9 protein-coding genes are annotated in these 12,938 nt (G+C 39.3%); 1 reads left to right on the top strand and 8 read right to left on the bottom strand.

The features are described from left to right. Nucleotides 1–33 precede the first annotated feature (33 nt). Nucleotides 34–1,818, bottom strand: a complete 1,785-nt coding sequence (locus tag MUO14_RS15835; RefSeq protein ID WP_244751579.1) for a BlaR1 family beta-lactam sensor/signal transducer — start codon at nucleotides 1,816–1,818, stop codon at nucleotides 34–36. Between the two features lie 443 nt (nucleotides 1,819–2,261). Here MUO14_RS15835 and bla point away from each other — a divergent pair, with 443 nt between their 5' ends. After that, on the top strand, nucleotides 2,262–3,161 hold the full coding sequence (gene bla, locus MUO14_RS15830) for a class A beta-lactamase (protein WP_396265847.1): 900 nt from the start codon (nucleotides 2,262–2,264) through the stop codon (nucleotides 3,159–3,161). A 222-nt stretch (nucleotides 3,162–3,383) separates the two neighbouring features. On the opposite strand, the gene MUO14_RS15825 is transcribed toward bla, so the two are convergent. From MUO14_RS15825 to MUO14_RS15800, 7 genes are all read right to left on the bottom strand, one after another. Further along, nucleotides 3,384–3,947, bottom strand: a complete 564-nt coding sequence (locus MUO14_RS15825) for a LysE family translocator (RefSeq protein ID WP_244751578.1) — start codon at nucleotides 3,945–3,947, stop codon at nucleotides 3,384–3,386. A gap of 95 nt (nucleotides 3,948–4,042) precedes the next feature. Continuing rightward, nucleotides 4,043–5,623 carry a BCCT family transporter gene (locus tag MUO14_RS15820; protein ID WP_244751577.1) on the bottom strand — a complete coding sequence of 527 codons (1,581 nt, stop codon included), beginning with the start codon at nucleotides 5,621–5,623 and terminating at the stop codon, nucleotides 4,043–4,045. A gap of 890 nt (nucleotides 5,624–6,513) precedes the next feature. After that, nucleotides 6,514–7,038, bottom strand: coding sequence for a YehS family protein (locus tag MUO14_RS15815; protein ID WP_244751576.1), 525 nt, complete (start codon nucleotides 7,036–7,038; stop codon nucleotides 6,514–6,516). A 246-nt stretch (nucleotides 7,039–7,284) separates the two neighbouring features. Beyond that, a complete protein-coding gene (locus tag MUO14_RS15810; RefSeq protein ID WP_244751575.1) occupies nucleotides 7,285–8,469 on the bottom strand; it encodes an alanyl-tRNA editing protein in 1,185 nt (394 codons plus the stop codon). 194 nt (nucleotides 8,470–8,663) lie between these two features. Beyond that, a complete protein-coding gene (locus tag MUO14_RS15805; protein ID WP_244751574.1) occupies nucleotides 8,664–10,799 on the bottom strand; it encodes a type IA DNA topoisomerase in 2,136 nt (711 codons plus the stop codon). 589 nt (nucleotides 10,800–11,388) lie between these two features. After that, the gene (locus MUO14_RS24365) at nucleotides 11,389–11,520 is read right to left on the bottom strand and encodes a hypothetical protein (RefSeq protein WP_255822124.1); all 132 of its coding nucleotides are present in this window, start codon (nucleotides 11,518–11,520) and stop codon (nucleotides 11,389–11,391) included. A 686-nt stretch (nucleotides 11,521–12,206) separates the two neighbouring features. Further along, complete coding sequence (locus tag MUO14_RS15800; RefSeq protein WP_244751573.1) at nucleotides 12,207–12,905, bottom strand: MurR/RpiR family transcriptional regulator; 699 nt, start codon at nucleotides 12,903–12,905, stop codon at nucleotides 12,207–12,209. Between the last annotated feature and the right edge of the window lie 33 nt (nucleotides 12,906–12,938).

Genomic DNA, 12,938 nt, shown 5'->3' with positions numbered 1-12,938 from the left:
CTCTTCTTTTGGACCCATGTAAAATCAAACCACTCATTCTCTTTCCTTAATGATTCCCTTATCCTCCAAAATAGATAACGTGATTTTTGCCGCCTTGCTTCCATAACTATTATCCTCATTGTGTATATTGGTTGCAAAGAAATAAGTATTGTCCTCCCTCTCTACATACCCAATAAACCAGCCGTTTATATTCTTACCATTAACATTGCCAGTTCCGGTTTTTCCGAAGAGTCTTGCACCATCGTATTCCTCTAATAAAAGGGAGTCTTTAACGGTTTGGATATCCTTTTCTTCGAACCCGAACTGGTTTGTATAAAATGCCGATAATAGTTGTACCTGTTCGACCGGAGAAATCTTTAATGAAGATTCCAGCCAATAGTCTTCTCCGCCGGAAAGATCGTAGTTTCCATAGTCTATTTGTTTCAGATAAGCTTGGACGGTACCTCGCGGAATTTTTTGGTCCAATTTCTTAAAATACCAGGTTACTGAATTTTTCATAGCTGTCGATAAGTTTTGATCCGTATTCCAAGATTCATAAGGATATTGCGTTCCGTTCCATTTCATCGTGGAATGATTACTTGTTATTACCCCTAACTCTAATCCAATTAATGCGGTATAAATTTTGTAGGTAGAATTTGGGGAAACTCTCAATGTGCTTCTATCTTTATTATAGATGGTATATTGATCAGCACTCATGTTATATAATACGAAGCTTCCATCATAACCACCAAAGTACTCGCTAAAATCTTTATAAATCGTGTGTTCATAATTAAAATCATAACGGTTATTCCCAGAGGCCATTGCAGAAATAAATGGGAGCTGACTGGCTACAAATATCCCTGCAAGGGTAAAGATTGATATACTCTTCAGCTTCAGCCACTTTGATTCAATCGTAAAGGATGCGATTTTTTCAATCCTTTTTTTAATTTGCCCCTTGGGACCATTCAACTGATTGGACCCAGTAAAATTTTTCGAATATGAGGGTACATCCACGAAATTAATAATCGTATTCCCATAATCTGCATAACAATGTTCATCCAACGATTCTAAAACAGCCCTGTCACAGGCAATTTCACGGTCTACCCTCATTTCTTTAAAAGCAACCCAAACAAGTGGATTAAACCAGTATAAAATTTGAAAAATGATGACAAGGTAATTCGTTGCGATATCTTTGTATTTAAAGTGATGTAGTTCATGCATAAAAATGTATTTGATATTTTCTGTCGACATCCGTTCGTCAAGGTGCGTCGGCAGCACAACGTAAGTCTTAAACAGTCCAAACGTCATTGGAGATTTGACGAGTGGTGATTCTCCTACGAATAAAGGTTTAGATATATTTAATCGATGCTTGCACCGTTCAAATAAGTGTAAAACGTCTTCATTGTTCAGGGCAGTTGTTGTATTTTTAACCTTCTTTAATTTGAACCATGCATGCAGGGAAAGAGCAGCTATAACCAGCATGCCTGCAATCCAAATACTGGCTAATGCGATATTCAGGAAATCTAGATTGAGTCGATTGACAGATACCGTAAAATCCTGCATCCAGTTTTCGTTACTAAGCCCTGAACCCTCACTAGTGTTGACAGAAGGATTACTAGTTCTATTGCTATAAATTCCATCGAACGGTATAAAAAAATTTTCAAAATGAATCCATTGCTTCGGCAGAAATGGAAGCGTCAATGCAATTAACAATAAAAACCATAGATTGTACTGCCATTTTGCTGAAAGGTGTTTGGAACATATTTTCTTAATCAACATAATCATCACTATAGTAATAGAGGACACTATAAAACTTGTAACGAGATAAGTGAAGAACATTCCTTCAACCTCCATTCCAGTAAAGTTCAACAACCTTTATCGTGATTTACTTTAAAAAGACCATCTATCCGTTTCATTTGTGCAGGCATTAAAGTTTAACAATTCGTTATTAGTTTATCATTTTTAAATGTTGAAACCTAAGAGATTATGAGCTCAGCAGCCTTTATCTGAACAAAAGTAGATATTCCTATTTCATTTTAAAAGGATTGACATTTCTTTGATTACAATTGTAGTATAAGATTACAGTTGTAATCAACGACAAATCGCAAATTAAGGGAGGATAGATTTCTTAGGAAAAACATAAAAAAACGCTCAACAGTTGAAGTTTTCTTAAAGCATTTAAGTGAAGAAACTTCATTCTCAACTTAAACAAGTAGTTTTTATATTCGACAGATCAAAAAGAGAAAGAGGTTATCAACTTGAAAAAAACATATAAATTTAGCATGCATACGTTCACACTGTTTATGTCGTTGCTCGCACTAGTTACCCTCAGCGCTTGCATGAATGCAGACGGTTCGACCAATGCCTCATCTAAAGAGGAGAACGAAGCGGAACAAACGGCGAATACAGATGAAAAGTTTGCCCAACTCGAGAATGAGTTTGACGCTCAGCTCGGCGTCTATACGCTCGATACGAGCACAAATCAGACCATCGAATATCGACCAGAGAAGCGTTTTGCCTTTGCATCGACTTACAAGGCTTTGGCCGCAGCCATCGTGCTGCAGCAGAAATCTAAGGATGATCTTAAGGAAGTCATTACCTACACAGAGGATGATTTAGTATCCTATTCTCCGGTTACAAAAGAACACGTGGATACTGGGATGACACTTTTGGAACTAAGTGAGGCAGCTGTTCGAACCAGTGACAACACCGCGGGGAACCTCTTGTTTAAGGCCCTGGGAGGTCCTGGTGAATTTGAACAAGCCCTAAGACAAATCGGCGATAGTGTTACCCAGGCGGATCGATATGAACCGGACTTAAATGAATTCACCCCGGGAGATACTCGTGACACCAGTACACCAAAAGCTCTTGCCACCAGTCTAAAAGCATTCGCAGTCGGGGACTTGCTTTCGAATGATAAACGTGAATTATTCACGGATTGGCTGCAAGGCAATGCTACAGGAGATGGGCTGATTCGTGCAGGCGCACCTGAAGGTTGGGTGGTTGGTGATAAGAGCGGTGCCGCAAGTTACGGAACGAGGAATGACATTGCAGTTGTTTGGCCGCCAAACAGAGAACCAATTGTCATTGCGATCATGTCCCACCTTGATAAGGAGGATGCCCAATATAACGATGCGCTGATTGCTCAAGCTGCCGAGGTTGCTCTTAACGCCCTTAAATGATTCAACTAGTTAAATAGGTTGGGATAATTGGTTACTATTTAGTTGGATTAATCTAAGGCATTTTGCGTCAGAAAAGGTAAAGGATCACACATGTTTACCAACATGTGTGATCCTTTTATTTGCTCGTTCTTTGTTGATTAAACAGTTTACCCATTCTGTCCATCTATCTCTTTTAAATAGTCGCAAATCTTTTCCATGACCAACCCCCATTCAATAGGAAGCTTAACTTTTTATAAAACCTTCAAAAGCTGCTAAATAAAAATAGCTGCAGCAGATCAACAAACCACCCATGATTATTCGAAACGCCTTATCATGTTTGGCAAGAAAGTTTTTTAACATAGAGCCGAAAGTTGACCATAAAAGTAACGCTAACCAACCAAGGAAAATGGTTAGCGTCAAATACATTACGATGGATTTAATAGAATCACTAAACGGTAGAATAAATGCACTCATAACTGTTAAAAAGAACAAAATGCTTTTGACATTAATAACCTGAAAGATAAAACCTGATAAAAAGGAAGACTGCAATCCTACGTAATCCTTCCTTGAACCTTTAGGCAGACTAACCTGCCAAGCTAAGTAAAGAAGGTACACTGCCCCAGCCACTTTAAAATATGGTTCCACCACAGGAATCCAGTCGTATAGACCCGCTGTAAATATTCCACTTATTATTCCAAGTACGGCAAATCCCGACAGGGCGGTAGAGACTTTTGCTGAACTTGTTTTAAATACGATGAATGAATCTAACAAAGGAGTGTCATAATGAAAAACATTATGGTAGTTCAAGGAGGGGTGGCAACGCCAATTATGTCAAGGGAGAAGAACACTCAAATATGAAAAAGTGAGCGACCTTCTCATAATGAAGGTCGCTCACTTATTGATTAATCTGAGTTGTAATCTTCAATTTGTTTCTGAATTCTGTGGTGACGTTTTTTCTCTTCTTCACGCCTGGTTTCTTTGTAGTCTTCACGTATCGATTTGAGCAACGATACACAAGAAATAAACAGGACGATCGAGAACGGCAATGCACCGATGAGCGAGGCGGTCTGAAGTCCATCTAATCCAGCACTTAAGATTAAGATAATGGCTAGGGCAGCAATTAATGTACCCCAAACGACTTTAACTACACCGGAAGGGTTCGTGTCCCCTTTTGAACTCATCATTCCAAGTACGAATGTTGCGGAGTCCGCAGAAGTGACTAAAAAAGTGAACAATAAACAAATGGAAAGAACTGAGAAGATCGTACCGAACGGTAAATTCTCCAGCATGCTGAATAAAGCAGTTGCTTCATTCTCCGCAACAGCACCAGCGATGTCGGTCCCGTGGAAGAGGTCTAAGTTGATGGCTGTTCCTCCAAAGATCCCGATCCAAATAATTCCTATAGCAGGCGGAGCTACCATAACGCCGAGAACGAATTCCCGAACAGTACGTCCTTTGGATATTCGTGCAACGAACATTCCGACAAACGGTGCCCAGGCAATGGTCCAGGCCCAGTAATAAATTGGCCAATCTTGTACCCATGTACTCCCCGTGTACTGATCAAGTCGCAAACTTGCCTGGAAGAAGTTCTGCAGGTAGTCACCGACTCCCATCGTAATGGTATCGAGTATGAAGCCTGTGGGTCCGATAAGTAATACGGCAATCATAAGAAATAGAGCGATGCCTAAGTTGGCATTACTTAAGTATTTAATTCCTCGATCAAGACCTGAGAGGGTGGATAACATAAAGAAAATAAACATAACGAGAACAATGGTAATCTGTGTGACACCACCAGTTGGCGCATTAAATACACTGCCAAGTCCACTGTTAATTTGCAGAACACTTAAACCAAGCGTTGTTGCAACACCCATTACGGTTGCGACGATCGCGATAATATCCACCGTATTCCGAAACGGCTTTTTGCCTGTGCTTCCTATGACTGAATTCATCGTATCACTAATCAAGCTTCTTTCATCCTGACGGTAGATAAAATATGAAAGGGCAAGACCTACAAACGTAAATGAAGCCCATTGGTGGATCCCGTTATTAAAGAAAGCATTCCACATAGCTACGCGGGCTGCCTCTGCGGATTCAGCTTCTATGCTGGCATCAAAGGGAGGGGGGGTGCCAAAGTGGGTCATTGGTTCCGCTACTCCCCAGAATACGATACTGACCCCAAATCCACAGCTGAAAAGCATCGCGATCCAGGTAAAAAGAGGGTATTTCGGTTTAATATCATCTCCGCCTAAACGGATTTTACCATATTTACTAAAAGCTAAGTAGAAATTGAAAAGAACTAAAAATAGCACAAAGACTAAGTAAAACCATCCAAAAGTGTTCGCAATAAAACCATAAATATTTTCTGCCTGGGAGGCAAGGGCTTCAGGAGCTAAGGCCCCCCATAATGCGAACAGGAAAATAATGGTGAAAGAAATCCAAAAAACTCTATTCATGAATTTCCATTTCTTCTGTTTTTTATCCATTACAAATCTCCTTTAGTAAAAATTTAAGGTTATTATGTTGTCGATCTTTATCACTTCTTCCTCTTATTTAGAGACATCAACTCCATTTGTTAAAGTATTATGTAGTATCTATACCCTGTTTTCAGAATTTTCATGTTAGTAATTTTGAACCACTATTCTGACGCTCCTTAACAAGAGTTCTATAGTCCTAATTACATACAGGGAACTCAATTTTCTTAAGAAGATTAATATCTTAATTGAACTTACTGGCGGAAAGATTGCAGCCACAGTCATTCAAAATTGAGGAGAACGAACAATTTACTCACCCACAGAAGTATAATGAACAACCAACCATATACATTTTCCCCATAAACTTCAAGTTACTTTGAAGCTTAAGTTTTATTGTAACATGATTTTTTTATCTTTTTTAGTCCTATCTTTTGGCCTTATCACCTTCTATAGTTGGTATTGTGGAACGATATGTATTTCAAGATTTATTTCCTTATTGTGTAACTAACTCATTTAGAAAACGCCCCCGTTGGTTAGAGGCGTCTATTGAAAAAATTTAAGGCAAAAGCTTTTTTTCCCATCAAGGGACGGGCTGCGAGAATGCTCACCGGCGCTGAGTACCGCCTGTCATATGATCGAATTTTTCATATCTTGTCGAAAAATCAGTCACTTCGTCTTCCAAAGACGTGTCTATTTCCCGGGAAATAGACACCAATGCATCATATTTTGTAAGTTCGCCCCTCTTGATACCAATAAGACGATACTCTTCGACATTCCTATGTTAGGATTCTAATGCCTGGTCGTTAGGGTTGTTAATATACTGAACAGCTGCTTTCTTTGTTTGGCGTGACGGTAAGCGTCAAAAGCGAGGTGCTGACGGTATTGGAGGATTATAATCCTTCTTATCCTCTATATTTTATCGTTAACCCTTTTAGGAAATTCCGGGCGTACTTATCCCCGCACTCTTTGTAATTCTTGTGTCCTTCTTTTCTTAGTAACGCGCTTAATTCCCCTTTTGTTATCTTGACGCCCGCTTCATCTAAAATATTGATAACATCCTCACTCGTTAATTTCAGAGCGATCTTCACTTTTTTCAGCATGACATTATTCACACTGGAGTAATTCTTTATAGACCGGTCTGATTTATTCGGTTGTCCAGGTTTGGACTCCTGTGGTCCTCGTTTAAAAGTAATGAGACCATTTAAAAATGAATCCAACATGCTATTTGTACATTTGATGTGATCCTCCTTTTCATCCGCACCATCATCGTCCTTTTCCTCATCGTAACTGTCATCTGACTTTGTAAGGACCTTTTTTACTTCTTCTTTTGTCAGATCAACGCCGCCAAGGTTAAATATTTCGACCATATCTTGATCTTTTATACCCAAGGCATATCTTAATCTAATCAATATATCATTATTATCCATTTATAAACCTCCAATAATAGTTCCACTTAACACCAAAGCCATTTCAGAACAAACACCAAGGCTCTTATCATAACACGTTTAGTCTATCCTAATAGGAAAAGTTCTAAGGATAAATGTGGTCCGTCAAGTGCCCAGGGATTAAAAAGTATCCTGTTAGAATTACCACTAAAAACAAATCAGATACACTTTCATATTTACATATAAGAGTTGCCTGCCCCCTCTTACACTTTCAGGGGCCAGACAACGCTATAAAAGGGCTTTAATTCGATCAGCAAAAACATCCCCGTCTATGACCTTTTTGCCGCCTCCTTGGACGAAATTTGGTTTGCCCCCTCCCTTTCCTTCAATAAGGGACATGATTTGTTTGGCGATATCATTCATATTACGATCGATATCTGCTCCATGAGCGAGCACGAACTGCAGCTGATTTTCCTGTTCACTGATTAGAATAAGATAAGCATCAGAGGCTTCTTCAATGATGGCTTTTCCTAGTGATTGGAGTGTTTTGATCGGTCGGCCTTTGAAAACACATTGAATTACTCGATCCCCCTGTGACTCCGAAATAATATCACGTGCCTCATGCTGAAGCAGTTGTTCTTCAAGCTCATCGATTTTCTTGTCTTTCTCCTTGCTTGACTTGATCAGCTCATCGACTTCCTCTACAAGCTTTTGTTCTGGTCTTGGAATAAGCCGCTTCATTTCTGTTAATATCTGGTGTTTTTGCTTGAGCTTATACAGAACTCGATAACCACAGACGAACTCCAAGCGCACCTGCTTCTTGTTTTTTGTCCATCCTAGAAACTTGACAGCCATAACTTCGCAAGTGGAGTGTGGATGAGTTCCTCCACATCCGTTATAATCAATCTCTGGAATGATGATAAGGCGAACATCCTCCTTAACTGATAGCGGTTTGCGCAGCGGATACTCCGCCGCCTCTTCCGCGGACATCCATTTCGATTTAACCGGGTAGTTGTCTCGGATAACCTCGTTCACCTGCCTCTCAACCTTGTCCAAAAGATCTGAGGAAAGATGTTCTGTATCCAAATCGATCGTCACTGTATCAGTTCCTAAATGGAAGCTCGTTGTCGGAATCCCAAACTGATCATCGAAAATGGCTGAAATAATGTGCTGTCCACTGTGCTGCTGCATATGGTCGATACGTCGCTCATGATCAATACTTCCTTGTACATTTTCTGTCTCAGCGGGAAGCTTTTCTCTTGTGTAATGACGCACTTCACCTTTTACTTCTTCTACATCAATCACTTCAAATCCATTCAATGTTCCTTTGTCGTGCGGTTGACCGCCACCAGTCGGATAAAACGCCGTCTCTTCCAGCACCACATAAAAACCACGCTCATCTTGATCTATTTTAATAACCTTGGATTCGAATTCCATTTTATAAGGATCTTCGTAGAAAAGTTTTCTCGCCATTGTAAGTACCTCCTCTATTTTCCTATAGGTATCGTAACATGTTTCTGCTAAGGGAGGGATGACCCTGCCTTTTTTCAAAAATGTGCACGATAAATAAAAGTGCCTGACCCCCGCTGCGTTAAAGGTTCACGTAATGGGATCAGGCACTTTTAAAAAATCTATGTTATTTGTGTGAGAGCAGCAAACTGCTTGCCTTAAGCTTTCTTCTTAAAATCAAATTTAACCTTATAATCTTGATCCAGTGTTAAAGCTGTACTAAACGTTTTCTTTCCCTTAAATCCTTTTAGAACCTTCGTTCGCTTCTTCTCGCACAACGTTTTAATCATATTGCTCGTTAGCGTTTTTCCTGCTAATTTTTTAGGAAAGGTCACTTTACATCCTTCTTTGTAAGCGGAACACGCATAAAACTTGTATCGATCCACGATGGAGCCCGTTGAACAGGCGGGGCATTTGGCGATCGGGGCATTCCACTTTTTCTTCTCTCCGGTGCTTCGAATGTGAACCTGTTGAATAGAATCGGGGGTCTCTTGGATTAACTTTTCAACAAACTGACTGGTCTGTTTGAGAAATACTTGTTTAGATCCCTCACCGCTTCCGATTTTCTTTAAATACGATTCCCATTTCGCGGTCATGGAAGGGCTCGATAGCAGCGTTCCTTCAATCGCTTCACACAGCATAATCCCTTTATCTGTGACATACACATTGTTTCTTTTCACTTCAATATACTTCTGTGCCTTAATCGTTTCAATGATACTTGAGCGGGTAGCTTCTGTTCCCAGGCCTTCCACTTCCTTCAGAATCTCTACATCTTCATCATTATCCATGAGCTTCCCGCAAGTTTTCATCATATTGATTAGCTGACCTTCGGTATACGGCTTAGGTGGCTGTGTCATGCTTTCTTTTATATGAAGTTGCGCGCCTACCTGCTCACCTTTTTGAACACCTGGAAGAAGAGCTTCTTTTTCCTGTTTCGATTTAGACGGCTTTGGAAACAGCTCTTTCCAGCCGCTTTTCACTTCTCTTCGACCCGAAGATTTAAAAGGTAAGTCATGAACATGTGTTAGTATCGTGGTCTCTTCATACACGAAGTCCGAGTGGAACATAGCAAGGGTCGTGGCCAGAACTTCATTATAAATATTGCGTTCCTCACGGCTTAGTCCACTTAGCTTCTTTTGAGAAGGAATGGACTTTGTCGGAATGATTGCATAGTGCTCCTGGACTTTACGGCTGTTGACATACCGTTTATTTGGTTTTAGGGAAACCGGTGTGAAAGAAACGTTCAATGCTTCCTGGTAGGAATTGAAGTTGTCCACTAAATAAGCAAACTCATTTTCAGTGATAAAGTTACAGTCCGTTCTCGGATAGGAAACGAGACGCTTCTCATAGAGTTTTTGCATCGTCTTGAGTACTTGCGACGGTGTGTATTTCCAACGTCTGTTCGCAACACTTTGCAGGGTGGACAGGGAATGCAGTTTCGGTGACTTTTGGTGTTTTGTCTTTTTGTCTACACGTTGGACAATCCCTGTTAAGTCTTCGTTTTCTTTAAGCCCATGTTTGTACATAAGCTCCTGCACCTTCGTCTTGTCCTTTTCCTTAATCTCAGCAAGGCCTTTATAGGGACCTGTTTGAGATTGGAAAAGCCCCTCGATTTGATAAAAAGGCTCTGATACAAAGTTTTCAATTTCTTTGTGTCTTTGATAAATCAAATAAACTGTCGGAGATTGTACACGCCCAATTGAAAGGTAGCTTGCGAACCCTTTCTTCTGCAAAAGCAATGTAAACAGGCGGCTGGCATTGATTCCAACCATCCAATCACTAATTTGACGGGCTTTCGCTTCATCAAATAAACGCAAGTCCTTGTCGTTATTTTGTAAATTCTCAAATCCTTTTCGAACTTCATCTTTCTCGAGAGAATTGATCCACAAGCGTTGAATTGGCTTTCCCTTCACGCCTGTTAAGCGGAGAATGCTGTAAAAAATATTCGAGCCTTCCCGGTCGACATCAGCCGCATTCACTAGCACGTCCGCTTGCTGGAACAACCGCTTGACCGCTTGAAACTGCTCCCATTTCCCTTTAGAGACTTTCTCAAGGAAACGCTCAGGAACGATCGGCAGTTGATCAAGCTTCCATCTCTTCCACTCCGGTTTATAGTCATGAGGTTCTTTTAATTCAACCAGGTGACCGACTCCCCAGGTGATTGTCGCCCCATCCAAGAATATCTCATCCGGCTTTAATAGAATATAAGTCTTCGTCTTTTCTTGAATCGTAAAGGCCTCTGCATAAGCTTTTGCCTGAGAGGGTTTTTCGGCTAAGATGACCACTCGCGTCATGGTCTCTCCACTCCCTTCAATGAATCTCAAGATTACTATGCGCTGAAAAGGAAAGCAAGGGGGAACCCTGTCACGATACTAGGGTTAAGATTGGAAGAATCCTGCCTTTTCAAGATTATAAACTTTTTTATCCATAAGAAAAACACCTCCAAGTGTCATCAGTATGACAACATGGATGGTATTTCATATAGTCACAATCGAATTCGCCATCATAAATTCCCCTGGTTCTTTCTATATAATTACCTTCGCTATCACTGATTCCTATGGATATTACATGAATGTATGCAGCTAGTTTAGGATTCACTTGTTTTAACAATTTGGCAGCTTGTTCCGGGGTTAATATTTCTTATAGGGGAAATTAGCATTTCCTTTACCTAAGACTGCTCTTGGATGCCTTTAACCACCGGGTCCCCTTTCCTTTCACATAGCCCTGGAAGACGTTTTGTATTATATATATTGTTGGTCAAAAGACCCACCAATGGTCTCGAGTTAAAAATAGAATAAAAAGTTTAAATACTTCTACTACGTTTATCTGTCTGAGATATCCAGCATATTTTACATTCAGTTAATAGAGTCTCAGTAATAAACCCTAAGCCATTAAATTTTTGTATATTGTAGCCCCTTTTGTGTGATACTTCATCAAAAATTCTTCACAAAAACCTTTTCCCTGCCCACGATTCGCACCAGTAATAAGAATTACTTGTTTGTTTAAGTCAGCCATACTCTCTCCCTTAGTTATTATGTTCTTCTAACATAGAATGAGCAAATACAAAATTATTATGACTCACCTGTCTAGAAATCATCAGCTCCGGGTATTAGATTGTTCAGTGTAAATCATATGGGTTGTTCCGTGATCATCCCCCTTTGGTCCCTTAAGATGATTTCCTTTTCCAATAAGTTAAAAGATTCATCAATTTTTTCAATACATTTATCCATATTAAGTACTTCAACATCGATCATTTTATCTATGTTTAAATAAAGAAAATCTATTGTTTTAGCCTCCGATATTTCTATGGTGATCAAAGTTCAAATACTTAGTTGTTACCTACTACCAGTAACCCGAGCTAAAATGATTATTCCTATACCAATGCCTAATGTGCCAAGTACATAAAGCCAAAAATATCCATTAACTATCAAGAGGAGAAATAAGCTTACAATAGCTATTTCTACAGCAATCATTCCCTGGCCAAGCCTATGAAAAACGCTTGAACCTTAATTAGGTTCAAGCGTTTTTTAGGCATGACGCCCTGAATTAAATCAATACGAGATAAAAATAGTTACCAATCATGGCTGCAATTGTAAATAACTTCCAATTTTTAATTTGCACCAATACCCAAATGATTTTCAAAAGAGAATCCAACCCACAATTGTAAGATTGATTCCTGACTTAACGTAATACAGAATCTTTTAATATGAATAAGTTATATTATTTTCAAGAAGTGTTCTCTCTAGTTTTTTCAACTTTTTAATTGATTCTTCAGAGGAACGTTTCCCAATTTCAATAACTAATGCCTCTATTAAGGTAATAATTGGTACCACAGAAAATTGTTTTTCACTTACCTCTACTTTTAATGTTACTGAAGCGTATCGAATAATAGGGCAAGAAATATGGTCAGTTATCAATATAATCTTGATACCCAGTTGATTGGCCAGCATAGCTGCTTGTATAATTCGATTAGTGTATGGTTCAAAAGCAAAAACCAGTAAAACTTCATCCTTTTCAAATTGTAATATTTTATCAAAGAGTACTTCGGTATCATGGCTTAATTGTCTTATCTTAGAATAAAATTCTCCAAGCAACTGTGCAAGATATAAAGCCATGGCCTTATAGGGTCTAGTACCTAAAACATTAAGCTGACTTGAATGACTAATAACGTCAATTACAGTTTCGAAATTTTCTATTAAATCTGAGTCTAATGATTTATCCAGCATGTTCATAGATTCATTCCAAACTTGTAATATAGTTGCAGTACTCTCTTCTTTATTAGGGATTTCTGAAAGAGATTTCTTTAATGTCCATTTTGATTCAGCAGGCAATGATTCATTAAAGATATCTTTTCGAAAATCATTAAAGTTGTCATACCCTATTGCATTTATCGCACGCATAACGGTTGAAACTCCAACGTTAGCATTATCTGC

The sequence above is a fragment of the Halobacillus shinanisalinarum genome (genome assembly GCF_022919835.1).
Taxonomy (GTDB): domain Bacteria; phylum Bacillota; class Bacilli; order Bacillales; family Halobacillaceae; genus Halobacillus_A; species Halobacillus_A shinanisalinarum.
The sequence above is the reverse complement of the archived record's forward strand: the minus strand, read 5'-3'. Positions and strand labels throughout refer to the sequence as shown.

Bases quoted from the DNA above. Each gene is read 5' to 3' on its own strand.
- MUO14_RS24365 (WP_255822124.1), bottom strand. From the start codon at position 11,520: ATGGCTGACTTAAACAAACAAGTAATTCTTATTACTGGTGCGAATCGT.
- MUO14_RS15835 (WP_244751579.1), bottom strand. From the start codon at position 1,818: ATGTTCTTCACTTATCTCGTTACAAGTTTTATAGTGTCCTCTATTACT.
- MUO14_RS15805 (WP_244751574.1), bottom strand. From the start codon at position 10,799: ATGACGCGAGTGGTCATCTTAGCCGAAAAACCCTCTCAGGCAAAAGCT.
- MUO14_RS15810 (WP_244751575.1), bottom strand. From the start codon at position 8,469: ATGGCGAGAAAACTTTTCTACGAAGATCCTTATAAAATGGAATTCGAA.
- MUO14_RS15820 (WP_244751577.1), bottom strand. From the start codon at position 5,623: ATGGATAAAAAACAGAAGAAATGGAAATTCATGAATAGAGTTTTTTGG.
- bla (WP_396265847.1), top strand. From the start codon at position 2,262: ATGCATACGTTCACACTGTTTATGTCGTTGCTCGCACTAGTTACCCTC.
- MUO14_RS15815 (WP_244751576.1), bottom strand. From the start codon at position 7,038: ATGGATAATAATGATATATTGATTAGATTAAGATATGCCTTGGGTATA.
- MUO14_RS15800 (WP_244751573.1), bottom strand. From the start codon at position 12,905: ATGCGTGCGATAAATGCAATAGGGTATGACAACTTTAATGATTTTCGA.